At 73.4% G+C, this 25,113-nt stretch carries 16 protein-coding genes; 10 read left to right on the forward strand and 6 right to left on the reverse strand.

Translation table 11 applies throughout. From position 1 onward, the window contains the following. Window positions 1-33 precede the first annotated feature (33 nt). Both ACF068_RS09075 and ACF068_RS09080 read left to right on the forward strand, forming a co-directional pair. Window positions 34-561, forward strand: a complete 528-nt coding sequence (locus ACF068_RS09075; protein WP_392273514.1) for a protease inhibitor I42 family protein — start codon at window positions 34-36, stop codon at window positions 559-561. 222 nt (window positions 562-783) lie between these two features. Then, window positions 784-2,031, forward strand: a complete 1,248-nt coding sequence (locus ACF068_RS09080) for a cation:proton antiporter (RefSeq protein ID WP_392273515.1) — start codon at window positions 784-786, stop codon at window positions 2,029-2,031. 25 nt (window positions 2,032-2,056) lie between these two features. Here the strand turns inward: ACF068_RS09080 and ACF068_RS09085 are convergent, their stop codons facing one another. Both ACF068_RS09085 and nsrR read right to left on the reverse strand, forming a co-directional pair. Continuing rightward, on the reverse strand, window positions 2,057-3,253 hold the full coding sequence (locus ACF068_RS09085) for a globin domain-containing protein (RefSeq protein ID WP_392273516.1): 1,197 nt from the start codon (window positions 3,251-3,253) through the stop codon (window positions 2,057-2,059). Window positions 3,254-3,343: 90 nt separating this feature from the next. Continuing rightward, on the reverse strand, window positions 3,344-3,802 hold the full coding sequence (gene nsrR, locus ACF068_RS09090; RefSeq protein WP_392273517.1) for a nitric oxide-sensing transcriptional repressor NsrR: 459 nt from the start codon (window positions 3,800-3,802) through the stop codon (window positions 3,344-3,346). Between the two features lie 179 nt (window positions 3,803-3,981). Here nsrR and ACF068_RS09095 point away from each other — a divergent pair, with 179 nt between their 5' ends. The 6 genes from ACF068_RS09095 (at window position 3,982) to ACF068_RS09120 (ending at window position 11,008) form a co-directional block, all read left to right on the forward strand. Continuing rightward, on the forward strand, window positions 3,982-5,397 hold the full coding sequence (locus ACF068_RS09095; RefSeq protein WP_392273518.1) for an amidase: 1,416 nt from the start codon (window positions 3,982-3,984) through the stop codon (window positions 5,395-5,397). A gap of 369 nt (window positions 5,398-5,766) precedes the next feature. Further along, entirely contained in the window at window positions 5,767-7,179 is a 1,413-nt protein-coding gene (locus tag ACF068_RS09100) for a family 2B encapsulin nanocompartment shell protein (RefSeq protein WP_392273519.1), read from the forward strand. Between the two features lie 312 nt (window positions 7,180-7,491). Then, entirely contained in the window at window positions 7,492-8,913 is a 1,422-nt protein-coding gene (locus tag ACF068_RS09105; protein WP_392273520.1) for a family 2 encapsulin nanocompartment cargo protein terpene cyclase, read from the forward strand. Window positions 8,914-8,926: 13 nt separating this feature from the next. After that, on the forward strand, window positions 8,927-9,811 hold the full coding sequence (locus ACF068_RS09110; RefSeq protein ID WP_392273521.1) for a geranyl diphosphate 2-C-methyltransferase: 885 nt from the start codon (window positions 8,927-8,929) through the stop codon (window positions 9,809-9,811). Window positions 9,812-9,935: 124 nt separating this feature from the next. Continuing rightward, window positions 9,936-10,085, forward strand: a complete 150-nt coding sequence (locus ACF068_RS09115) for a hypothetical protein (RefSeq protein WP_392273522.1) — start codon at window positions 9,936-9,938, stop codon at window positions 10,083-10,085. 95 nt (window positions 10,086-10,180) lie between these two features. Next, window positions 10,181-11,008, forward strand: coding sequence for an arylamine N-acetyltransferase (locus ACF068_RS09120; RefSeq protein ID WP_392273523.1), 828 nt, complete (start codon window positions 10,181-10,183; stop codon window positions 11,006-11,008). On the opposite strand, the gene ACF068_RS09125 is transcribed toward ACF068_RS09120, so the two are convergent. The 4 genes from ACF068_RS09125 to ACF068_RS09140 all read right to left on the reverse strand — a co-directional run bounded on the left by ACF068_RS09125 (window position 10,986) and on the right by ACF068_RS09140 (window position 22,044). Beyond that, window positions 10,986-12,446: an alpha/beta fold hydrolase gene (locus ACF068_RS09125; RefSeq protein WP_392273524.1), complete on the reverse strand. Its 1,461-nt coding sequence runs from the start codon at window positions 12,444-12,446 to the stop codon at window positions 10,986-10,988. The genes ACF068_RS09120 and ACF068_RS09125 overlap by 23 nt on opposite strands. Then, window positions 12,443-17,179 carry an ATP-binding protein gene (locus ACF068_RS09130; RefSeq protein ID WP_392273525.1) on the reverse strand — a complete coding sequence of 1,579 codons (4,737 nt, stop codon included), beginning with the start codon at window positions 17,177-17,179 and terminating at the stop codon, window positions 12,443-12,445. Before ACF068_RS09130 ends, ACF068_RS09125 begins: the two co-directional genes overlap by 4 nt. Before the next feature lie 619 nt (window positions 17,180-17,798). Further along, window positions 17,799-20,888 carry a glycoside hydrolase family 3 N-terminal domain-containing protein gene (locus tag ACF068_RS09135; RefSeq protein WP_392273526.1) on the reverse strand — a complete coding sequence of 1,030 codons (3,090 nt, stop codon included), beginning with the start codon at window positions 20,886-20,888 and terminating at the stop codon, window positions 17,799-17,801. Window positions 20,889-21,063: 175 nt separating this feature from the next. Beyond that, window positions 21,064-22,044, reverse strand: coding sequence for a LacI family DNA-binding transcriptional regulator (locus ACF068_RS09140; protein ID WP_392273527.1), 981 nt, complete (start codon window positions 22,042-22,044; stop codon window positions 21,064-21,066). A 493-nt stretch (window positions 22,045-22,537) separates the two neighbouring features. Between ACF068_RS09140 and ACF068_RS09145 the strand changes: the two genes are divergently transcribed. Together ACF068_RS09145 and ACF068_RS09150 are read left to right on the forward strand one after the other, a co-directional pair. Next, window positions 22,538-23,833, forward strand: coding sequence for a ricin-type beta-trefoil lectin domain protein (locus ACF068_RS09145; RefSeq protein ID WP_392273528.1), 1,296 nt, complete (start codon window positions 22,538-22,540; stop codon window positions 23,831-23,833). Between the two features lie 211 nt (window positions 23,834-24,044). Beyond that, complete coding sequence (locus ACF068_RS09150) at window positions 24,045-25,094, forward strand: helix-turn-helix domain-containing protein (RefSeq protein WP_392273529.1); 1,050 nt, start codon at window positions 24,045-24,047, stop codon at window positions 25,092-25,094. Window positions 25,095-25,113 lie beyond the last annotated feature (19 nt).

Raw genomic sequence — 25,113 nt, forward strand, 5'->3', positions numbered from 1 at the left:
ACCTCCGGCCACCGTGCTAGATTCCCGGCCGACATGATCAAGCGTCTGATACCGGCCTCGTTGACGGCCCGCTGCCTGCTCGTCGCCGCCGTGGCCGTCGTCGCCACCCTCCTCGTCCTCGCCGCCGGCGGATCCCACCGCGCCGGCCACACGGTCACCCACGTGGTCGGCCCGACCGCGTACGGACCCGCCGAACGCCGCATCACCGTCGCGGCCGGCGACGACTTCACCCTCGAGGTCCCCGCCCGCCCCTACATGGGCGAGCACTGGTACCTGGCCGACCCGGCGCCGGACGCCGACGTCCTCGCCTACGGGGGCACCCACGAGGACATCGAAGGCACCGACGAGGACGTCGCGGGCGGCGGCGACGGCACGGCGTACTTCGACTTCACCGCCCGCGCCGAGGGCACGACGACGGTGACCCTGCTGCACTGCCCGCTGGCCCGCTGCGGCAGCGTCGCCGCGGCCAGGGCCAGCGCCGTACCCGTCCCGACGGCCGGCGCGGCGCAGACGCCGGGCGGTGAGCCGGCGTTCTTCCGTTACGAGATCACCGTGCGCTGAGCCGGCGTCGTTCCGTCACGGAACCGCCGCGCGCCGAACCGCGGGCCGCGCCCGCCGGGCGCTCCCGGCCCCGCCGCCCTTGGGGCGGACGACGCCACCGCCGGAACAGGTCCTGGTGGAGTGAGCGACATGCCGTCCCCCGGCGCGCGGGCGCGGACGGGCGGCGGTCCGGCCCTAAGCTGCGCAGGCCGGGAGGGACCCGGCGGGAAAGCGCAGGACGTCATGCTTGCCGTCACCGTCATCGCGGGCATTCTGTTCACGTGGGCCGTCCTGTCGCACCGGCTGGCCCGCTGGAGCATCTCGGCGCCCATCGCGATGATGGTGGCCGGCATCCTGCTCACCCGCGGGGACGACCCCCCGATGTACTTCGACTATGACACCGCCGCCGTGGAGCACGCTGTCGAAGTGGTCCTGGCGCTGATCCTCTTCGTCGACGCGACCGAGGTCCCCCGCGGCGCCATCGGCCGGGAGAAGGGCACCGTCACACGTCTGCTCGGGGGCGCGCTGCCGCTCACCCTGGGCGCCGCGTTCCTGGCCGCCCTCGCGTTCTTCCCCGACCGGCCCGGCTGGGTGCTGGCGGTGCTGGCGACGGTCGTCGTCCCCCTGGATCTCGCCCCGACCTCGGCCGTCGTCCGGGACCGGCGGATCCCGGCGCGGCTGCGTGAGGTGCTCAACGTCGAGGGGGGCATCAACGACGGCATCATCTCGCCGGTCTTCCTGCTGTGCGTGGCCGCCGCCGGCGCCTCGCACACCAAGAGCGCCGACTACACGGACGCGCTGCTGGAGGCGGTCGTCGCGGCGGGCTGGGCCGTGGCCGCCGGTTCGGCCGTCGGCTGGGCGGCCGGGTGGCTGCTGCGCCGCTCCTGGGCGCACGGCTGGACGCAGCCCGCGGCGGCGAGACTGGGCGTGCTGACCGTTCCGGTGGCCGCCTACAGCCTCTCCGTGGCGCTGGGCGGCAACGGATTCGTCGCCTCCTTCGTCGCCGGTGTCTGCCTGGCACCCGCGATGCGGCACCTGCCCGAGGACGCGGTGGAGACGACCGACGACCTGACCGCCCTGCTGGCCCTGGCGCTGTGGTTCCTCTTCGGCCAGATGGTGAACGACGAGTTCTGGGACGGCTTCCACCTGACGGTGGTGCTGTACGCCGTCGTCGCCGTCACCCTGGTCCGGATGGTCCCGGTCGTGCTGGTGCTCCACGGAACGGGGATGCGGTCGCGTGACAAGGCGTTCCTGGGGTGGATGGGGCCGCGAGGGGCGACGTCCATCGTCTTCGGGCTCCTGGCGGCCGTCGAACTGCCCGACGAGAGCGGTGCGTTCATCACCCGCGTCATGGTGATCACGGTCATGGTGAGCATCCTGCTGCACGGGCTGAGCGCCGAACCGATCGCCCGTGCCTACGCCCGCCGCGCCGCCGCCCGCGCCGAGGCCCCCCACCCGGGCGGGACCGGCGGCGGTGGACCGGCCGGGTGACCCGGCCACCGCCGTCCGGTCCCCGTCACCGGGCGAGCCAGAGGTCCGGGCCGAAGACCTCGTAGTGGATCCTCTCGGCGGGCACGCCGCGCCGCAGCAGGTCGCCGCGCACGGCCCGCATGAAGGGGAGCGGGCCGCACAGGTAGGCGGTCACGTCGCCGGGGAGGTCCAGGCCCGAGACGTCGGCCCGGCCGGCCGCCGCGTGCGGGGCCCCGTCGCCGGGCCGCTCGTACCAGAGGTGGAGCCGGGCGTCCGGGAGCGCCCGGACCAGCGCGGCCTGCTCGTCCCGGTGGGCGTGGTCGGCGGGGGAGCGGTCGGCGTGGACCACGGTCACCGGACGGGGTGAGCCGGTGGAGGCGAGGTGGCCGAGCACGGACAGCAGCGGGGTGACGCCGATGCCGGCGGACGCCAGCAGCAGCGGTCCGTCCCCCTCCGGCAGGACCAGGTCGCCGAAGGGGGCGGAGACGGTGAGCACGTCGCCCGGCCGTGCGTGCTCGTGCAGCCAGGTCGACACCTCGCCGTCCGGGTGGGCCGGGCCGCCGGCCACGCGCTTGACCGTGATGCGCCAGTCGGGCCGGCCGGGAGCGGCGGAGAGGCTGTACTGGCGGATCTGCCGTGCCCCGTCGGGCAACTCGACCTGGACGCCGACGTACTGGCCGGGCCGGAAGGGACCGGCGGGGCGGCCGTCGGCGCGGCGCAGGACGAAGGAGGCGGCGTCGGGCGTCTCCTCGCGCCGCTCGACCACCTCCATGCGGTGCCGGACGCCGCCCTCGGCGGCACCGGCCTCCTGGTAGAGGCGGGCCTCGATGGCGATCAGGGCGTTGGCCATCAGCCAGTAGACCTCGTCCCACGCGGCGGCGACCTCGGGCGTGACGGCGTCACCGAGCACCTCGGCGATCGCGGCGAAGAGGTGGTGGTGGACGGTCTTGTACTGGTCGGAGGTGATGCCCAGCGAGGCGTGCTTGTGCGCGATCCGGGCGAGCATCGCGTCCGGACGGTCGTCCGGTCCGTCCAGCAGCATGCCCGCGAACGCCGCGATGGAGCCCGCCAGCGCCCGCTGCTGCTCGCCGTTGGCCTGGTTGCCCCGGTTGAACAGGTCCTTCAGCAGCTCCGGGTGGGCCTCGAACAGCTTGCGGTAGAACAGGGCCGTGATGTCCCCGATGGCGGCGCCGACCACCGGCAGGGTGGCCCGGACGACAGGGGTGGACTGCTCGGAGAGCACAGCGACTCCTTAATTGGTTGATGATCTTCGCATTTAAGGGGAACGGTTCGCCGCGGACGTGCGTCCGCGTGCGGCCCGCCCCGGCGGGGGCTATTCCGGTGCGGGCCGTTCCACGGGGCGGCCGACCAGTCCGATCAGTACCGGCCCGGTGGGCGAGGCCACCAGGTCCGTCACCGTGAGGGGGTCGAGCGTGGCGTAGAACGCCTCCTGGGCGTCGCGCAGCGCCCGCCGCAGGTGGCACGCCCCGCGCAGCGGGCAGGGCGTGTCGCCCTCGCAGGCGACCACTTCGCCGTCGCCCTCCAGCTCCCGGACCAGCCGCCCGACCGAGGCCTGCCGGCCGGCGCCGGTCAGCGAGAGTCCGCCGCCGCGGCCGCGCCGGGCTTCCACCACTCCCAGGTGCTGGAGGCGCGAGATCGCCTTCGCCACATGGGTGTACGGCACGTCCATGACCTCCGCCACCTCCCGCGTGGTCAGGGCCTCGCCGTCCTTCGAGACCGCCAGGCGCATGAGCGAGCGCAGCGCCAGGTCGGTGAACTTCGTCAGCCTCACGGTCCGGACGCTAGCAAATGCGCATGCGATATTCCTATTTAATGGATCCCCGTCGTCGTGTGGGCTGCCTCACCCGGCACGCGCGGCCGCTGGACGAACGGGCGCGGGACCCTCGCCCGTTACTTGCTGGTAGGGAATGATGGCGGGCAACCATCCACACGGCCGGGGCTGAGGTAGCGGTGACGACTTTCGACGAACGGACCACGGTGCACGCCTTCCGGGACGACGCCCTCGGGGAGCATGACGCCGTCGGCCTCGCCGAGGCCATCCGGCGCGGTGAGGTCGGCGCGGCCGAGGCGGCCCGGGCCGCCGCCGACCGGGTGCGGGCGGTCGAGGAACGGCTCCGCGCGGTCCAGGTGCACGCCGAACCCCCGGCCCACCCGGCGCCGGCCGGCGGAGCCCTCGCCGGCGTCCCCACCTTCGTCAAGGACAACACCGACTACCTGGGGCTGCCCACCGGCCACGGCAGCGCGGCCTTCTCCCCGCGCGCCGCGCGCCGGCACGCGCCGTTCGCCCGGCAGTTCCTCAGCAGCGGCGTCACCGTGCTGGGCAAGACCCGGCTGCCGGAGTTCGGGTTCAGCCCGACCACGGAGTACGAGGGCGCCGAGCCCGTCCGCAACCCCTGGAACACGGGCTTCTCGGCGGGCGGTTCGTCGGGCGGCAGCGCGGCGCTCGTCGCCGCCGGGGCGGTGCCGATCGCCCACGCCAACGACGGCGGCGGATCGATCCGCATCCCCGCCGCCTGCTGCGGCCTCGTGGGGCTCAAGCCGACCCGCGGCCGGGTCCTGGCCAACGCCCAGAGCCGCCAACTGCCCCTCGACATCGTCTCCGACGGCATCCTCAGCCGCTCCGTCCGGGACACCGCCGCCTTCCTCGCCGCGGCCGAGACGTACTGGCGCAACCCGAAGCTGCCGCCCCTGGGCCTGGTCGAAGGCCCCTCGGAGCGGCGGCTGCGCATCGGGTTCCTGCTGGACTCGCCGAGCGGCGTCCCCTCCGACGCCACGACCCGCGCGGCCGTCACGGAGACGGTGGCCGTTCTCGAACGCCACGGCCACACCGTGGAACCGGTGGAACTGCGGGTGGACCCCCGCTTCACCGGGGACTTCCTCACCTACTGGGGGATGCTGTCCTTCCTCCTGGGCGTCACGGGCCGGACCCTGGGCGCGGACTTCGACCGCCGCCGCATGGACGGCCTCAGCCGGGGGCTGCGCGAGGAGTACCTGCGCAACTGGCGGCGCACCCCCGGCGTGCTCCGGCGGCTGAAGGGCGCCGGGCGCACGCACGCGGCGGCGTTCCGCGGACTGGACCTGGTGCTGTCTCCCGTGCTCGCGCACACCACCCCGCCGATCGGCCACCTGAGCCCGGTCGTTCCCTACCGCACGCTGATCGAGCGGATCCTCGCGTACGTCGCTTTCACGCCGCTCGACAATGTCGTCGGCACACCGTCGATCTCCGTCCCCGCCCCGGTCGTGACGGCGGACGGGCTGCCCGTCGGCGTCATGTTCTCCGGCCGCCCCGGCGCCGAACGGACGCTCCTGGAGGTGGCGTTCGCCCTGGAGGCGGACCGCCCCTTCCGGCGCGTCCAGGACGTCTGACCGCTCCCGCCCGCCATCCACCGCCACCACGGCCCGGCCGGGCGCACCCGAGGCCGCCGTCCCCTCGGGCCCCTGGCGTACACCTCCTTCCCGCGTGCGGGTGCACCCGCCACGGGTCCCGTCGCCATGCCCTCGGCCGGATCGTCCGAATGTCGCCGGTGACCCCGTTAAACCCCTGCGAACCAAGATCACTGCATCGAGGTAATGCGCGTGGTCGCGGGGAGCGAGCGGAGCTCACGGGCCGTTAGTGTTCCCGAGGATCTGGACGGATTCCCCGAGATTGCTCCTCTTTCCTCCCGTATCTCCTCCTCGGGAGTGTGTGGCGTGCCCGTCCGCCGATCACCACCATCGCGAAGGAGAACCCACCCGATGACCGTGGAGACCCGCCCGGAAGCGCAAGCGGAGCCGCCCCGGCAGTCCAGCCTGAGCACCGGGGCCGCCCGCAACCTCGCCACCACGACCAAGTCCGCCCCGCAGATGCAGGAGATCACCTCCCGCTGGCTGCTGCGGATGCTGCCGTGGGTGGAGACGAAGGGCGGCGTCTACCGGGTCAACCGCCGACTGACGTACACCGTCGGCGACGGGTGCATCGAGTTCGTCCAGGACGGTGCGGACGTCCGGGTGATCCCCCGGGAGCTGGGCGAACTGGCCCTGCTGCGCGGCTTCGACGACGTGGAGGTGCTGACCGCGATCGCCGGCCGGTGCGTCCAGCGCGACTTCCGGGCCGGTGAGGTCCTGGTCGAGCGGGACGCCCCCGCCGACCGGATCCACCTGATCGCCCACGGCAGGGTCAACCGGACGTCCGTCGGCAAGTACGGCGACGAGGTCACCGTCGCGGTGCTCGGCGACGGCGACCGGTTCGGCGAGAACGCCCTGCTGGACGCCGACGCCACCTGGGACTGCACGGCGACCGCCGAGACCTCCGGCACGCTCCTCACCCTCTCCCGCGCCGACTTCGCCGCCGTGATGGCCGGGGCGCCCGCCCTCCGGGACCACATCCGGCGCTTCAGCTCGCTGCCCCGGCAACGGCAGAACCGCCACGGCGAGGCCGAGATCGCGATGTCCGCCGGCCACGTCGGCGAGGCCGAGCTGCCGGGCGCCTTCGTCGACTACGAACTCAACCCGCGCGAGTACGAACTCTCCGTCGCCCAGACCGTGCTGCGCGTGCACACCCGGGTCTCCGACCTCTACAACGGGCCGATGAACCAGACCGAGGAGCAGCTCAGGCTCACCATCGAGGCGCTGCGCGAGCGCCAGGAGCACGAGCTGATCAACAACCGGGAGTTCGGGCTGCTCCACAACGCCGCCTTCAAGCAGCGGATCCAGCCCCACTCCGGCCCGCCCACCCCGGACGACCTCGACGAGCTGCTCTGCCGCCGCCGCGGCACCCGGCTGTTCCTCGCACACCCCCGGACGATCGCGGCCATCGGCCGGGAGTGGAACGCGCGCGGGATCTACCCCGACCACGTCGACGTCGGCGGGCAGCACGTGCCGGCCTGGCGCGGGGTCCCGATCCTGCCCTGCAACAAGATCCCCATCAGCAAGGAGAACACCAGCTCCATCCTCGCCATGCGTACGGGCGAGGACAACCAGGGCGTGATCGGCTTGCGCCAGACCGGCCTGCCGGAGGAGTACGAACCGGGCCTGTCGGTGCGCTTCATGGGCATCAGCGAGCAGGCGATCGTCTCGTACCTGGTCACCACCTACTACTCCGCCGCGATCCTGGTGCCCGACGCGCTCGGTGTGCTGGAGAACGTGCAGATCGCCCGCAGGCGCGACTAGGGCGTGTGTCGAAAGTCCCGTCTGGCCGGGGGCGTCCGGCACGCCCGCTCGCCGCGTTGTCGGTCGTCGGCGCAGCCCGCTGCGCTCTCTCCCCCCGCGCCTGGCGGCGCGGGAGGTGCCCCCACCCTCCGCCTTCCGATCGCACGCACCGGACGCCCCCGGCCCCGCCCTCCGGGCGGACGACGCTACTTTCGAAACACGCCCTAGCGGAACCGACGACGCACCCGCAACGGCCCGGACACCCCCGGGGAGGGCGAGCACGCCCGGGATCCGGGGGCGGCCCAACCCACCCCCCCCAGCAAGGAGTTTCGGATGCCCGAACCTGGGCTCTCTCCCGCGCAGTCGAGCCTGCCCGCCGCTGCCGCCCGCTTCGGAGAGCACGTCCTCGGCCAGGCCCGCACCACCGGCGCCGAGGCCGCTGCCGACGCCGCCGCCGAGGCCGCCCCCGCGCGGACCGTGCTGCCCGGCCCGCCTTCCCCGCCCGTGTCCCTGCCCGCCAAGGGGGACGCGCCCCCCACCGCCGGGTCCGTGTCCACCACCCTGCCCACCGCCGGGTCCGTGCCGCACGGCGGCCCGGGCGGCGAGCCGGTCGTCCCGGACGGGCTGGAGAGTGCCGGAGCGGTCCGGGGGGCGAACCCCGCGCTGGAACGGATCATGCGCGGTCCCAGCGGCCTCGGCACCGCCGGCCTGCGCTTCTTCCGGCACGACGAGCGGCCCGGGGTTCCGCCGGCAGCGTCGCCCGGGGCCGCCGCGGAGGGCCGGCCCATCCCGGGCCTCTACCACCACCCGGTGCCGGAACCCGACCCGGTCCGGGTCGCGGAGGTCAGCCGCAGGATCAAGTCCTGGGCGGTGGACGAGGTCCAGGCGTTCCCGCCCGAGTGGGAGGACCAGTTCGACGGCTTCTCCGTCGGCCGCTACATGGTCGCCTGCCACCCGGACGCCCCCACCGTCGACCACCTGATGCTCGCCACCCGGCTCATGGTCGCCGAGAACGCCGCCGACGACTGCTACTGCGAGGACCACGGCGGCTCACCCGTCGGCCTCGGCAGCCGCCTGCTGCTGGCCCACACGGCCCTCGACCCGCTGCACACCACGAAGGAGTACGAGCCGGACTGGGCGGAGTCCCTCCACGCGGACGCCCCCCGGCGCGCCTACCGCTCCGCGATGGAGTACTTCGTCCAGCAGGCCACCCCCTCCCAGGCCGACCGGTACCGGCACGACATGGCCCGCCTGCACATGGGCTACCTCGCCGAGGCGGCATGGGCCGAGACGGACCATGTCCCGGAGGTCTGGGAGTACCTGGCCATGCGCCAGTTCAACAACTTCCGCCCCTGCCCCACCATCACCGACACCGTCGGAGGGTACGAGCTGCCGGCGGACCTGCACGCCCGGCCCGCGATGCAACGGGTCATCGCGCTCGCCGGCAACGCCACCACCATCGTCAACGACCTTTACTCGTACACCAAGGAACTCGCCAGCCCGGGCCGGCACCTCAACCTGCCCGTGGTGATCGCCGACCGCGAGGACGCCTCGGAACGGGACGCCTACCTCAAGGCGGTCGAGGTCCACAACGACCTGATGCACGCCTTCGAGGCGGAAGCCGCCGCGCTGGCCGCCGCCTGCCCCGTGCCGAACGTGCTGCGCTTCCTGCGGGGCGTGGCCGCCTGGGTCGACGGCAACCACTACTGGCACATGACCAACACGTACCGCTACAGCCTGCCCGATTTCTGGTAAGAAGGATTCATCTGTGACCAGCACCGAGCTCACCAACGCCAACGGCACCTCCGCGTTCGTCCCCGGCCCGGCGTCGCCCTACCAGGGTGACATCGCCCGCTACTGGGACCAGGAGGCCAGGCCCGTCAACCTGCGCCTCGGCGACGTCGACGGGCTCTACCACCACCACTATGGCATCGGCGAGGTCGACCACGCCGCCCTCGGCGACAGCGCCGACAGCGAGTACGACAAGAAGCTGATCGCCGAGCTGCACCGCCTGGAGTCGGCACAGACCGACGTCCTGCTGGACAACCTCGGTTCCATCGGCCGTGACGACACCCTCGTCGACGCCGGCTGCGGCCGGGGCGGCTCCATGGTCATGGCCCACCAGCGCTTCGGGTGCACGGTCGAAGGCGTGACCCTGTCCGCCAAGCAGGCCGAGTTCGCCAACCGTCGCGCCCGTGAACTCGGCATCGAGGACCACGTCGGCGCCCGCGTGTGCAACATGCTGGACATGCCCTTCGCGACCGGGCAGGCCGCCGCCTCGTGGAACAACGAGTCGAGCATGTACGTCGACCTGCACGACCTCTTCGCCGAGCACTCCCGCATCCTCCGGGTCGGCGGCCGCTACGTCACCATCACCGGCTGCTGGAACCCGCGTTACGGCCAGCCCTCCAAGTGGGTCTCCCAGATCAACGCCCACTTCGAGTGCAACATCCACTCCCGCCGGGAGTACCTGCGTGCCATGGCCGACAACCGTCTCGTCCCGCAGGCCGTGGTCGACCTCACCGCCGCGACCCTGCCCTACTGGGAGCTGCGGGCCACCTCGTCCCTCGTCACCGGGATCGAGGAGGCGTTCATCAACTCCTACAAGGACGGCTCGTTCCAGTACGTCCTGATCGCCGCCGACCGCGTCTGACGGGCCGCCGGAAAGCACCATGACGCAGGCCGGGCCCGTGACCCAAGGGCCCGGCCGACGCCGGACCGGGGCGGCCGGCACCACCGGGACGATTCCCGGCCGCCGAAGTGGTGATGAGGGAAGCATGACGACTCCGGAAGCGCGCACCAGGCTGCAAGAGCTCGAGGACCGGCTGGGCGAGCGGACCCCGCCACCGATCGACGGCCAGACCCGCATCCCGCTGCCCCCGTCCGGCCCGGCGGACGACGAGGACGACGGCTGCGGCACGCCCTGACCGGGCGCGCGCGCCGGTCCGGGCCACCGGACCGGCCGGAGGGCCTAGGCCTCCGGCCCCATGACAGCAGCCGCGCCGGCGGCGAGACTGTCGCCATGATCACCGAGCCGGTCACCGAGGCCTACCTGCACCGCGTCGGCGCCACGCGCCCCGCACGTCCCGACGCCGACGCCCTGCGCGAGCTGCATCTGCGCCACCTCCGCACCGTGCCGTTCGAGAACCTCTCCATCCATCTGGGCGAGGAGATCGTGCTGGAGGAGAAGGCGCTCCTCGACAAGGTCGTCCACGCCCGGCGCGGCGGTTTCTGCTACGAGCTGGGCGGGTCCTTCGCCGCCCTGCTGCGCGCCCTGGGCTTCCGCGTGGCCTTCCTCCAGGCGCGCACCTTCGCCGAGGAGGGCCGCCCCGGCATCCCCTACGACCACCTGGCGCTGGCCGTCGAGACGGACGACGGCACCGGACCGTGGCTGGCGGACGTCGGGTTCGGCGACCACAGCCACCACCCGCTGGCCCTGGACGAGCGGGGCGAGCAGGAGGACCCGGGCGGCTCGTTCCACATCCGGGAGACCCCCGACGGCGACCTGGACGTCCTGCGCGACGGGCGGCCGCAGTACCGCCTGGAGCGGCGGCCGCGCGAGCTGTCCGACTTCGCGGCCGGAGCCTGGTACCACCGCACCTCTCCGGCCTCGCACTTCACCCGGTCCCTGATCTGCTCCCTCCTCACCGGGACCGGGCGGACCACGCTGAGCGGCCGCAAGCTGATCACCACCGTCGACGGGCGCCGCACGGAACGGGTGCTGGAGGGCGACGCCGAGACCCTGGCCGCCTACCGGGACCACTTCGGGATCGTCCTCGACCGCCTGCCGCCCGTACCACCGTCACCCGCCACGGCCGACGGCCCGGCTACAGCAGGCGCGTCCGGATGAAGCCGGGCAGGAGTCCCGCGTCAAGCCGCCTTTCCAGCTCGGCGAGTTCGGCCGCCGTGGGAGCCGTCATGTCGAGGTAGCCGGGGTCCTCCGGGGACCGCGGAGCGGCGGGGTCGGGGAGCGCCAGGGGGGAGGTCGCCGGGGACGCCCCGGCGAGGTGGCGCCCCATCGCCGCCGCCGGGCTGGTGCCGAGGCGCATGGGCCGGTCCGCCAGGAAACGCCAGACGTCCTCCTGCACGTCCGGAAGGCTGGGCAGGCTGCCGTGCTCGCCGTTGACGTAACGGGTCTCGCCGACCCAGGGCAGCTTCGCCGACGTGAGCGGGACCCGCCCGTCGCCGTCCCGGTCGGGGTGGTCGGGGACACGGCTGGTGATGCGGTCCATGTGCTGCCAGAGGAAGCCCAGACGCTTGTTGTACGCCAGGCGGAACAGCGTGTTGAAGCCGGTGCCGGCGATGACCGCCATCCGGTCGCGCTGCCGCTGGTCGAGGGAGTGGTGCCACACGTGCAGGTCGTGGTGGTGCCGGGCGGTGGCGTCCAGCAGCGACTGGAGGGCCAGGTGCTGGGCGGGCCCGAGCCCGAGGCGCCAGGCGGCGGCGTCGTAGAGGTCGAAGTTGGCGCACGGGTGGTCGTACTCGGGTCCGTCCTTGACCCCGGTGCCGGGATACACACCCGCCGGGGCGGGGAGCAGGCTCAGGACACCGGACAGCGAGCGGAACGTCTCACGGGACAGGTACGAGCGCAGCAGCGTGAGGAACTCGTGCCCCCACAGGTGGTTCTTGAGGTACCCGCCGATGGCCGGTGAGCCGTAGTGCGGAGTGCCCAGGAACACCACCTTCCCCACGCGGTCCCACAGATCGGGGTGGCGCATCAGCGCGGTGCGCACGACGAGGCCGCCCATGCTGTGGGCGACGAGGTGGACGGGCTCCCGGGGCCCGTCGCCGGAGTGAGCCGCCACCACCATGTCGTACAGGCGGTCGGCGCTGGTGTGGAGCGGCTTGCGCCAGTCGTACGGGAAGGTGAGGTGCTGGATGCCGTCCTTCCGCTCGGCGGCGAACAGGAACCCTTCGTAGGAGGCGTCGACGGCGACCGGCTGGATCTTGAAGGACGGATGGGCGTCGCTCCGGCCGTCGGCGGCCAGGGCGAGGCTGTCGATGCGCCGCCGGGACCTGATGTCCAGCCACCAGATGCCGCCCAGCCCGGTGCTGGCGAGCACGCTGCCCATGACGCCCGGGACGAAGACCAGGTTGACGGGGCCGTCGCCGAGGTGGTGCGCCGGGGTGGGGCCGGCCAGCCGGACGAGTTCGTCGTGGGCGGCGTCGCCGAGGAGATCACGCAGGGCCGGTGCGGTGTCCGGGTCCCGGACGAGGGCCATCCGGGTGCGGGTGTCCGCGGTGAGGAAGCGCTCGCTCACGCCGTCCGGGTGGTGCGGTGTCGTCACGCCTGCCTCGCTCGGGTCTGCGGTTGCGGATGTGGTTGCGATTGCGATTGCGGTTGCGGTGTGCGGGGATCGGGCCGGTGCAGGGCGGCCACTTCGTGGGGCTTGGCGATGCGGACGTGGTAGTCGTTGACGTAGCTGTAGAACAGTCCGCCGATGCTCCGGTACTCGTCCCAGAAGAACTTGCGCGTCTGGGCCAGGGCCTCGCCCGCGGACGTGGGCGAGCCCTCGTGCTCGCGCGTGTAGAGGAAGTGGAAGAAGACACTGGCGAAGCGGGCGGCGAAGTTGGTGGGCACCTTGCACTCGCTGCCGATGTAGGCGCGGCTGCCGCGCTTGAGGAAGGTGTTCTGCAACTCGTTGCTGTAGGTGTGCTCGGCGGCCGACGTCTCGCAGGCGTTGATGAAGACCAGCGGCCGGTCCGTCATGGGAGCGATGCCCATGTCGGTGAGCTGGAGGACGTCACAGGCGTCGCTGGTGCTGCCGAACCGCAGACTGGGCTTGTTGCCGGCCCCGGTGGACGCCTGGCAGAACACGTAGATGAGGGAGACGGGCGAGGGGTCCCACAGGAACTCCGCGAGCTGGGCCTTGCGGCCCTCGCTCGTCGCGGGCAGCACCTTGGGGCGCCACCCGGACAGTTCCCGCGCGTGCTCCTCGGCCGCGAGCAGCGTCTCGTCGTTCGGCTTGCCGCCCCAGTACATCAGGTGCGCCCGCACGGCGTCGTCGTCGAGCGCCCGGGTGGTGTCGAACGACGGGTGCGAGACGTGGGAGATCCGCAGCCGGAGACCGAGGAAGTCGTGCGCCTGCACCGGCTGCCCGGGGCGGGGCAGCGTACCGCGATACATCAGGGGCCAGGGCACGTGCTGGGGGTCGCAGTTCTCCCAGTGGATGGTCAGCCGGTCGCCGGGCTCCAGTTCCCTGACCATCCTGCTGAGCTGGGCGTCCGGGAACATCGCCTGGAACAGGTGGTGTCCGGCGAGGGCCAGGTCGCGGACCTCCTGGCTGAGCGCGTCCGCGTGCCACGCCTCCTCGTCCTCGTCCCGGAGGGACGGCACGCCCGGCGCCGACCAGTCCGTGCTGGGGCGGAACGCCTCGAGGCGCTTGGCGACGTCGGACGCGGTGATGTCGTTGTACCGCTGCGCCCGGCTCTGCCAGTAGGCGTCCAGGGCCAGTTGGGCGTCACGGATGTACTGGTGGGCCGCCGCCTGGGGCTTCCAGGCGGTGGAGGCGGTCTGCTCACCGGGTGTGCCGGTGACCTGCCTGCACCACCAGACGCCCGGCGGGTTCACGTACAGGGACAGGCGGCGGGCCTCCCGCTGCCAGCCCTGCGCGGGGTGCGGGGCGGTCTCCCGGGCCGGTACGTGCTGCCGTGCCCGGACCTGGACGGAGCCGTGCCGGCGGCGGGGGCTCCTCGGCGGGCATAACGCGCGGGCGACCTGGGCCGCCGCGGGTTTCGGTTCGTCGGCGGGGGGCGCCGCGGCGGGCGGGCGCTGGTGCGGGAGGCCGGCCGGTTCCGGGTCCGGGGGCGGGTCGCCGGACGGCTGGTTCGGGGAGCCGGCGCGCAGCCCGTCGCGCGGCTCGCCCGGGTCCGCCTCGTCCACCGGGAACTCGATGGTCAGCTCGCGGTAGGGGTCGCCGTCGACCAGCACCAGCGCGTCGATGCGGGCGGTGCCGGCCTGCCGGGGGGTGACGATGACGGGGCGTTCCTCGGACGGGCCGTGCGGCGGGATCAGCAGGGTGAAGTCGACGTTCCACTGCTGTGCGTCGCCGCTGACGCTGATGCCCGAACCGAAGGAGGGGTCCGCGTCGTCGGGGAGGGCCAGTTCGCATGTAGAGGACCAGACGACCCAGTGCGTGAGCAGTCCGGCGGCGGGGATGTCGTGGGGCGGGACGACCCGGTCGCCGGCCGCCAGGTTGTCCGGGTGGTCGGGGCCGACCTGGAAACATCCGGTACGTCTCTCCGCGACCCGCAGGGGCGGATCGCCGGCGGTGCCGTCGTCCGTGAACCAGAAGTTGACGAGCTGGGCGTCCACCGCGTCCAGCTCCTCGCTGGGCAGGACGTGCCGCTCGGCCGTCTCCTCGCTGGACGGGACGTGCCGCTCGGCCGTCTCGCGCCGCCGCGCCACGAGGTCGGCTCCGGTGTCCCCCGTACGGTCGTCGATGTCCTCGGGGTCCTCGGGGTCCTCGGTGTCGCCGTCGTCGGTGCGGTCCGCCTCGGCCTCCGCTGCGGTGTCGGTGAGGTCCGCGTCGTCCCTGTCGTCCCCGTCGCCGCCGCCGTGGTCTCCCTCATCGTCGGCGGGCCCCGGTGGGCCCGTCGGGGTGCTGGGCGGCTCGTCGTCCCCGCCGCCCCGGGAACCGGCCGCATGGTGCGGACCGGCCTCCTCCGGGCCGGTGTCACGTGGTACGTCCCCCCGCGACGCCGCCCCCGGGGGTGCCTCGTCGGGTACGCGGCGCGCCCGCAACCCCAGGGCCAGGTTCTCCAGTTGCGTGAGGAAGTCGTCGGGTGCCGGACGGGAGACGGAGTCCACCGTCATCGGCGGGGGTACGGTGCGGTCGGCGCCGGTGGCCGGGAGCGCGTCGGCCGGCCGGGCACCCTGCTCGTACGTCTTCCGCTGCCCGTACCGGTCGCCGGCCTCCGTGAACAGCTCCGCCGCCTCGTCCAGGGCGGAGAGGGCGCGGTCGTACCGGCCGCTCAGCCGCTGGGCCAGGTACAGGCCGTACAGCGCCCGGGCCGCGCCCAGCGTCCAGCCGTCGGCGAGACTGGTCCGCACCGCCCGTTCCAGGTCGGCCACCGAGGCGGCGATGTCGTTCTCGGCGAGGGCCAGCAGGCCGGACAGATGCGTGAACAGCGCCTGTGCGCGGACGTCACCGCGGCTGGTCACCCTCCGGTGACCGGCCTCGACGAGCTCCCGCGCGGTCCGGACGCCCGTGTCCCCCCGGCGCAGGAGGTAGGCCGTCACCACCGTGGCGAGGTCGGCGACCACCTCCGGGTGGTCCGCGGTGTACTGCGTACAGGCGGCGAGGTTGTCCAGCTCGGCGGCGAGCCAGGCCGCCGCCTGGGACGGGCCGCTGAGGGACGGCGCGCGCTCCGGGAGCGAGCCGCGCACGGCGTCGGGCGTCTCCTGCCGGGTCTCCACCAGGTAGGCGGCCGTCGCCGTACGGCGGTAGTAGTCGACGAGGCGCCTCCGCACCTCCTCCTCGTCCACGGTGTCGTCCGGCGCGCCGGCGCGGGCGAACTGCTCGGCGGGCGCGGCCCGGAGGTACGACGAGACCAGCACGTGCATCCGGAAGCGGCCGGGGGAGACCTCCGTCAGGAGGCTGTGCCGGTACAGCGAGTCCAGGAACTGGTCGGCGTCCTCGACCGAGGTGCCGGCCAGCACGGCGGCCGCGCGCTTCTCCAGTTCGGGGCCCGGGTGCATGCCCAGCCGCCGTAAGAAGTGCCGCTCCGTGTCGTCGAGGGTGCGGACCGAGGTGTCGAGGGCTTCGGACACCGGCGCGCGGCCGCCGGCCGGGCGGGTGAGCCGCCGCTGGGAACGGGACAGGTCGTCGACCAGGTGCGGGACGCGCCATGTGGGGTGGGCGAGCAGGACGCTGGCGGCGAACACCAGGGCCAGCGGCAGGTTGCCGCACAGCCGGGCCACCTCGTGGGCGTTGCCCGCCTCGCCCTCGTAACCGCGGTGCCGCAGCAGACGGTCGAAGAGCCGGGCCGACGCGTCGGGGGCCAGCTCGTCCACCGGGACGGATCTGGTGACCTCGGCGGCCTCCAGCCGGAGTCTGCTCGTCACCAGGGTGAGGCACCCGGGATAGCCCGGCAGCAGTGGTTCCACCTGGGAGAAGTCGGCCGCGTCGTCCAGGATGATCATCATGCGCTTCGAGGACAGGTAGCTGCGCCACATGCCGGCCCGACCGTGGACGCTGGCCGGCTGCACCCCGGCGGGGAAACCGGCCGCCGTCAGCAGGGTGCCGAGGAGCTGGAACGGCGAGGCGGGGGTGTCCCCGGGATCGTGGCCCCGGAGGTTGATGAAGAGCTGGCCGTCGGGGAAGCGGTCGGTCACCCGGTGGGCGGTGTGCACGGCCAGCGCGGTCTTCCCGACCCCGGGCATGCCGTGCACCAGGCAGACGGACGGTTCGTCGGTCGCGTCCGCCGCCTCCAGCAACTGCTCCATCTCCGGTTCACGGCCGGTGAACGCCGACACGTCGCGCGGCAGCATGCGCGCGGGGCCCAGCCGGTCGAACACCGTGGGGACGGGCAGGCACGCCGCGGCGACGGCCGAGGGATCGCCCTCGGGCAGGGTCAGGGGAGCGGCGGGTCCCAGCAGACCCGGCAGGGGCAGGACGGGGACGCCGGTCCCTTGTGTCGCCCAGGCGGTGAGCACCGACAGCGGTGCCGGCTGCGACAGGGAGGCCGGCTGGGACAGGAGGGTGTTGCGGGACGACACCAGGAGCTGGCCGAGCAGCCGCAGCACATTGGGGTCGACCGCGGGGTCGTCGCCCACCAGGTCCTGCAACCGGCGCTGGAGTGTGACCGTCAGTTCGTGTTCCACCCGGGCGTCGTCGTCGTCCCGGGCGGCCAGGATGAGTTCGCGCGCCTCCTCCAGCTCCAGTGAGACGTTGTCGGCCTCGTCGGGCTGGGCGTGACGGACCAGGTCCACCATCCGGTCCCGGACGGGCTGCCAGGCGTCGGTGGCGAGGGCCCCCACGATCGACGCCGACGTCGCAGCCAGAACAAGTGGATCCATCAGGCCCCCGCCCAATCGTCCGTCGTCCCCCACTGTACGAGCCGAGAAGGCGGCCAGGGCTCGTTTCGACAGGTTGTCCAGAAGCATGGCGAGGGGCCCCGTTCACTCTTGCGGCCGGCAGCGGCGCGTCCGCGCGCCCGCCTGCCCGTTGGTGCGTCGTGCGTGATGTGTCGTGCGTGATGCGTCGATCCGTGCATGCGTGGTGCGTGGTGCGTGGTCGGTCCTCGGTCACGACCGGTGCGGCGGGGAACCCCTCAGCCGTCAGGCTCCTGACGCGCTCGCCCCGGACGGACCGGGCGTCGCCGGAGGCAGAAAGGCACGGGGCATATGAACTTCCGTTCGTGAAAAGACACGTGGTGGCCACACTCTGGCGAATAGCGGGAATCTGACGCAGCAACAGACGGTATTGCCTACTCTCCCGGTCCTTCCACGGTGTTACCGAATCGCGACATTCCGTTACCGCACATGCTCCTGTCCTGTGCGCCCGGCGGACCGGACCGGACCGGGCCCGTCCGGACGGGACAGGACCGGGCCCGTCCGGGCCGGGACGCATGACGGGGCGCGGACGGTGTGCCCGCGCCCCGTCGTGTACGTCCGGGTCGTGCCGTGCCGGCGGTGCTCAGACGGCCCGGTAGGCCGCGGTCAGCTTGGCGACCGCGCCGGGGAGGTCGCCCGTCAGCAGCAGGTGGTCGGCGTCGGCGAACGGCTTCGCGGAGGCCTCGGTGATGTGTCCCGCCATCCTGGCCTGGACGATGTGCCGGGCCCGGCCGACCAGTTCGGCGCCCTGCTCGGAGCGGCCGAGGCCGGCCGCCTGGAGCGCCCTGGCCGCGACGGCGATGGCCTTCAGGGCGGCCTCGCCGTCGCCGGCCGGAGGCCCGGTGCGGGTGGTCAGGCCCCAGCCGTAGGGGAACTGCGGGTCGTAGGCGGCGTCCCCCACGTTGATCGGGAGCTGCTCCTGCGACTTGGGCCAGGTGACGGGGAGCCGGCCGGTGAACCGGCGCTTGCCGTACAGGACGTCGGCGACGCCGTCGCCCTCGGTGCCGGGCAGCCAGGAGGCGACCAGCGCGTCGATGCGGTCCAGCCGGTCGCCGATGAGCTGCGGCCGGCCGGACACCACCAGGACGGCGCACGGCATGGCCGCGCACACCGTGTCGACCGCCGCCCGGTCGGCGTCGGTGAGCTCCAGGTCGTGGCCGTTGCCGACGTCGCCGAATCCTTCGGCGTACGGGGTCTCGCCCACGACCACGACGCCGACGTCGTGGCCCGCGGTGGCGGCGGAGGCGTCCTTGGAGTAGGTGATCGTGGCGTCCGGGGCTGCCTTGCGCATGCCCTCCAGGATCGTGGTGCCCGGGGTGGTCCGGCCCGAGGAGCCCTGCCAGCTGATGGTCCAGCCGCCGGCCTGGTTGCCGATGTCATCGGCGTTGGACCCGGCGACGTACACCTTCTGCGAGGCCTTCAGCGGGAGTACCGCGCCGTCGTTCTTCAGCAGGACCTGGGACTTGGCGGCGGCCTCGCGGGCCACGGCGCGGTGCTCGGCCGAGCCGATCCGGCCGAGGTGGGTGGTGTCCGCGTACGGCCGCTCGAAGAGGCCCAGGGTGAACTTCTGGGTGAGGATCCGGGACACCGCGTCGTCGATCCGGGCCTCGCCGACGCGACCCGCCGTGACCTCGTCCTGGAGCGTGCGGGTGAAGCCCCGGTAGTCGGTCGGCACCATGATCATGTCGAGGCCGGCGTTGACGGACGTGCGGACGTCGCTGGGGTAGTCGCCCGGGATCTGGTCGATGGCCTGCCAGTCACTGATCACGAACCCGTCGAAGCCCATCCGGCCCTTGAGCACTCCGTTGATCATCTCGGCGTTGGCGTGCATCTTCACCGGCCCCCGGTCGTCGCCCAGGACGTCCAGCGAGGAGTACGAGGGCATGACCGTGCCGGTGCCGCGCTCGACGGCCTCGGCGAACGGGGCGAGGTGCACCGCCTCCAGCTCCTGGCGGGTGACCTTGGTGACGCCCTGGTCGATGGTGTACGACCCGGTGGTGGAGGTGCCGAAACCGGTGCCGCCGTCGCCGACGAAGTGCTTGGCGCTGGTGAGCACCTTGTCGTTGCGGTCCAGGTCCCTGCCGTCACGGGCGCCCTGCATCCCGTTGATCACGGTCTCCATCGCGGTGACCAGGGCGGGGTCCTCGCCGAACGCCTCGTAGGAGCGGCCCCACCGTTCGTCCCGGGTGACGCACAGGCAGGGCGCGAAGTCCCAGGGGATTCCGGTCGCGCGCACCTCCCGGGCCGTCACCGCGCCGGTCCTCGCCGCGATGCCGGGGTCGCGTCCGGCGCCGATGCCGATGTTGTGCGGCATGATCGTCGCGCCGATGACGTTGTTGTGACCGTGCACGGCGTCGACGCCGTACAGGAGCGGGATCTGGAACCGGGTGGCGCGGGTGCGCAGTTGGTAGGAGTCGACCATCCGCGCCCATGCCTTGGGCGTGTTGGGCGTCGGCACCGAGCCGCCGCCGGAGAGCAGCGACCCCAGGCCGTACGCGGCGATGTCGCCCTGCGCCGTGAGGGCGTTGCGTTCCGCCTGGGTCATCTGGCCGGCCTTCTCCGCGAGGGACATCCTCGAGAGCAGGTCCGCGACGCGCTTCTTCACCGGGAGCCTCTTGTCGAGGTACGGCAGCCCATGGGCGTCGACGACGACGTGCGGGGTCTCGGCGGGGGCCTTGGCGCCGCGGACGGTCAGTTCCAGCGGGACGGTCTCCGCGCTCTCGGCGGAGCGGTCCTTGCGGGTGGTGACGGCGATGGTGCGGGTCTCGCCGGAGGCGGTGCCGGCCGGGAAGGTGACGCTGCCGCTGACCGGCCGGTAGTCGTCGCCGGGCGTCGCGCTGCCGTCCCGGGTGGTGTAGTCGACGGTGACGGGTGCGTCGAGCGGGCCGGAACCCGTGGTGGCGACGGAGACCTTCACCCGGGCGGTCCCGCCCTCGGCCACCGGGTACACGGCGGCGTCGGTGACCACCCGGGCGGTGAGGGCGGGGTCGGCCTTCCCGTACAGCTCGACGCCGTCGACGGCGAAGGAACCCGGCGCGCCGGGCGGCAGGGTGAGGGCGTACCCCCACATCTCCTTCAGGCCGAGGACCTGGTCGATGCCGCCGACGGGCTGGTAGTCGGACCGGTACCGGAAGTCGGCGAACGGTATCTCGACGAGGTGCCAGCCCTCCCAGTCGTCGGTGAACGAGGTGGTCCACAGCTCGGACGCCTCGCCGTTGGCGCCGCCGTCCTTGATCTCGAAGCTGACGCGCTTGCCCGAACCGGGCGGCAGGGGAGCGGTGTTCTGTCCGTACCACCAGAAGCGGATGCCCTTGTGGGCCGTCCAGTCCTGTGCCGGGGCGTCGAAGGCGAAGTCGTGGCTGAACCCGCCCCAGCCGCTGATGTCGTACCGGCCTTCGAGGACCTTGCCGCCCTCGGGTGCGTCGGCCCGCGCGCGGAGCTCCAGCTCCGGCCGGTCGTCGGCGTCGCTGCCCCAGGTGAAGATGCCCTCGGCGGGCGGGTCGGCGAAAGGCACCTCGCCCTCGAAGCGGTCGACGGCCCGGGGTGCCGGATCGTCCGCGGCGGACGCCGGTGCCTGGCCGGTCAGCAGGCCGGCGAGTACGGCGGCCGCGGCCAGTACCGCCGTACCGGCTCCGAGCGGAGGTCGTGAGCGTGGCGGGCGTGATCGGGACATTCTTGATCGTGACATGACAGCTCCTGGTCAGGGGGAGAAGCGGGGAGAACCGGCGGGGCGGGCGCCCGGCCGGGGCCGGCGCGGGTGCGTACCGGCGGGGAACGGCCGGGGGGGGGATCCCGGCACGGGGGAGCGGCGGGCCGGCCGCGCCGCGGCCGGCGGGGCGGCAGGTGCCTCACCGGTGGGGCGCGGAACCCCGGACGACCAGGTCGGTGGGCAGCACCACCGGTTCGGCGGGCAGCGCCGTCCCCCCGAGACCGGCGAGGAGGAGCCGGGCCGCCGTCTCGCCCATCCGCCGCATGGGCTGGCGGACGGTGGTCAGGGGCGGCTCGGTGTGACGGGCGAGCGGGATGTCGTCGAACCCGACGACGGCGACGTCGCCCGGGACGTCCCGCCCCGCCTCCCGGAGGGCGCGCAACGCGCCCACCGCGATCAGGTCGTTGTGCGCGAAGACGCCGTCGCCGTCCCACCCCTCGGCCAGGGCCCGCTCGACACCGCGCCGCCCGGACTCCTCGGTGAACTCCCCGTCGATGACGTACGCGTCGGGCGCCACTTCCCGGAACCCGTCGAGCCGTTCGCGTACGCAGCCGAAATCCCGCCGGCCGGCCAGCACGAGGGGCCGGGTGCGGCCGGAGCCCACCAGATGACGGGCGGCGGACGCGCCCCCCTCGCGGTTGGTGGTCGCCACCGACGGGAACGCGGGGTGGTGGCCGCGGTCGTCGATCAGGACGACGGGCAGCCCCCGGCGGTACATCTCCGTGAGGGCGCCGAGGGTGCTCTCCGGTTCGACCACCAGCAGACCGTCGAAGGCCCGGGCGGAGACCTGTGCGGTGAAGTGCCGGACCGACTCCGCGCCCCGGTTGCTGCTGAACAGCAGCAGCCCGTACCCGGCCGCCTCGACGGTGTCGGCGACGCCCTGGAGCACCTCGCCCATCCACGGCCAGGTCAGGGACGGCGTCAGTACGGCGATGGTGCGGCTGGTGCCGCGGGCCAGCCCGACGGCACCCGAGCTGGGGACGTAGCCGAGTGCGGCGATCACTTCGCGAACCCGGGCGGCGGTGCCGGGATCCACCTCCGCCCTGGCGTTGAGCACCCGGGAGACCGTCGTCCTGCTGACTCCCGCCTCACGTGCGACATCGGCGATGGTCACGGGCATGCGGGCGCCTCCGCGTCGAGATCCGGTACGGCCGCCGGAAGCGGTTCCGGAACCGGTACCGGCGGGTGCGGCGAGTCAACAGCCGAGTGGACCCGCCGTCAAGACTTCACACCGAAACCGGAAAGGTTCTCAACTGGCGGCCCAGTAAGGGAGTTGTTCGTTCAGGAAGTGAATGCGCCAGGCTCTTGACGCCGCTGCGCAACGGGAGTTCACTCACGCCTCGATACATGGCTTCACCCCGCATCCGTGCAACTGCGCCGACCCGGTCCAGACCAAACGCTTGACACGCCCGTCACTCACTTCTTCAATCACGTGGTGAACTAAGCGCCTCCCCAGGTGCGTTCCCCCCCACCCCCGTCGGCGGGATACCCGCCGGGTGCCCCGTTCCCCACAGGCCCCGGCAGCCGCACGCCCGCACGCGTACGCCCGTCATGCGTGTGTCGTTCGATGTGCGCGGCCCCTTCCCCCGGCACGTCCCCATGGAGGGATGGTCATGCCTCTCCCGCGCTCTCCCCGGCGCCTCCTCGCGGCGCTCGTTCCGGCGCTCGCGCTCGGGTCGCTCGTCACCGGCCCCGCCCAGGGCGCCTCCCCGCCCGTGGCGGGTCCCGCACCCGGCGCGGCGGCGGTGACCGCCCCCGCCGCCCCCGCGGCGCCCGCGGCGGTCACCTTCTCCGACGACTTCGACGGCCCCGCGGGCTCCGCCGCCGACGGCGCGAAATGGCAGATCGAGACCGGCGACAACGTTGCCAACCACGAGCGCCAGTACTACACCGCCGGCAACCGCAACGCCGCCCTGGACGGCCAGGGTCACCTGGTCATCACCGCCCGCCGGGAGAACCCGGGCAACTACACCTGCTGGTACGGGCGGTGCGAGTACACCTCCGCCCGGCTCAACACGGCCGGCCGGTTCACCACCACCTACGGCTACGTCGAGGCCCGGATGAAGATCCCGCGCGGACAGGGCATGTGGCCGGCCTTCTGGATGCTCGGCAACGACATCGGGCAGGTGGGCTGGCCCGACTCCGGTGAGATCGACGTCATGGAGAACGTGGGCTTCGAGCCGTCCACGGTCCACGGCACGCTTCACGGACCGGGATACTCCGGTTCGGGCGGCATCGGGGCCGCCCACACCCTCCCCGGCGGCCAGGCCTTCGCCGACGCCTTCCACACCTTCGCCGTCGACTGGAGCCCCGAGGCGATCACCTGGTCCGTCGACGGCACCGTCTACCAGCGCCGCACGCCGGCCGATCTCGGCGGACGGCGGTGGGTCTTCGACAAGCCCTTCTTCCTCATCCTCAATCTCGCGGTGGGCGGCTACTGGCCCGGGGACCCCGACGCCGGCACCGTCTTCCCCCAGCAGCTCCTGGTCGACCACGTCCGGGTCACCACCGGCGGCGGCCGGCCCGGCGGCGGGCCCATCACGGGCATCGGCGGCAAGTGCGTCGACGTGGCCGGCGGCAACACCGCCAACGGCACGCCCGTGCAGCTCTACGACTGCAACGGCACCGCCGCCCAGGCGTGGACGGTGGGCGGTGACGGTACGCTCCGGGCGCTGGGCAAGTGCCTGGACGTCGCCTCGGGCGGTACGGCCGACGGCACACAGGTGCGGTTGTGGGACTGCAACGGCACGGCCGCGCAGCAGTGGGCCGTTCCGGCGGCCCGGGACATCGTCAATCCGCAGGCGAACAAGTGCCTCGACGCCGCCGGCGGCAGCTCGGCCAACGGCACCCGCTTGCAGATCTGGACCTGCACCGGTGCCGCCAACCAGAAGTGGACGGTGACCCGCTGACCGCCCCGCACCCACCGCGGGCGTAGCACCGCACGTACCCCCGCCCCCGCCCGCCCCGGGCCTTCGCCGTGACGGCGGCCCGGGGCGGGCCCGGGTCGGGCTCGGGTTGGGGGTCGGCGGCGGCGCGTGTGCGCCATTCGTCGCGCGGACCGCTCGCGTCGCGCGCCGAACGGCGCACCGCCGCACCGGTACGGCGGCCTATCCTCCTGGCATGGAGGCACTGGCCGTACGGCTGTCCGGACTGGACCCGCACGTCGAGGGCGCGTTCCGCGTCGTCACGTTCTACGACACGCTGATGCGCCGGCGGGTCGAACTGTCCGCCCTCACCCGGGCCTCGGCGGGCCTGGCCGAGTGCGTGGCCGGGCTGCGGCTGCACGGCACCGGGCAGGTGATCCGCATGACGCCCGACGGCGGGCGGGCCCCGGTCCCGCCGGCGCCCCCGTCCAGCAGCGGGCCGATCACCCTGGACGAGGAGGAGATCGGCACCGTGTGGCTGGAACGCCCCGGCCCGCCGGATCCGCTGGACGAGGTGCTGCTGGACCGGTTCGCCATCGCCGCCGCGGCCTTCGCCGAACGGTACGGCCCGGCCCGCACGACCATGGCCGATCCCGCGCTCGTCGAACTGGCCATCGGCGCCGACAGTGACGAGGCCGCCAGGGCGCGGGCGTTACGGCTCCTGGGCTTCGCCGCCGACCGGCCGGTCCACGTCGTCGCCGTACGCTCCCGGCTCCCGCTCGACCGGATCGGGAGCCTGGTGTGCCCGGCCCGCCCGGTGAAGGCAGCGCCGCTCGCCGGGGTCGGTGTCGTCCTGGCCACCACCGTGGACGTGTCCGCGCTGCCCGCGGGGGTACGCGCCGGGGTCGGTTCCCCGGGCGGTCCCGACCGGTCCTGGCGGGAGGCCCGGGCCGCCCTCCGCTTCACCACCGCCGGTGAGCCCGTCGTGCACCACGCCGGTCTGGGCGCGCTGGCGCTCCTGGCCGAGCTCCCGCCGGACGCCCTCCGCGCCAACCCCGACGTGGCCGCCATCGCCCGGGTCGCGGGCGACCCCGACGACCTGGGAACGCTGGAGGCGTACTGCGCCACCGGGTCCCTGCGCCGGGCCGCCGACCGCCTCCACCTGCACCACAGCAGCGTCGGCCGCCGGCTGGACCACCTGGGCGGGCTCCTGGGCGTCGACCTGACCGGGCCCGCCGGACTCGTACGGGCCAGGCTCGCCCTCACCGCGTGGCGGCTGCTCGGCGAGGACGGTCCCACGGACTGACCGAAACCTTCACGGAACC

Source organism: Streptomyces sp. NPDC016309 (genome assembly GCF_043077235.1).
GTDB lineage: Bacteria > Actinomycetota > Actinomycetes > Streptomycetales > Streptomycetaceae > Streptomyces.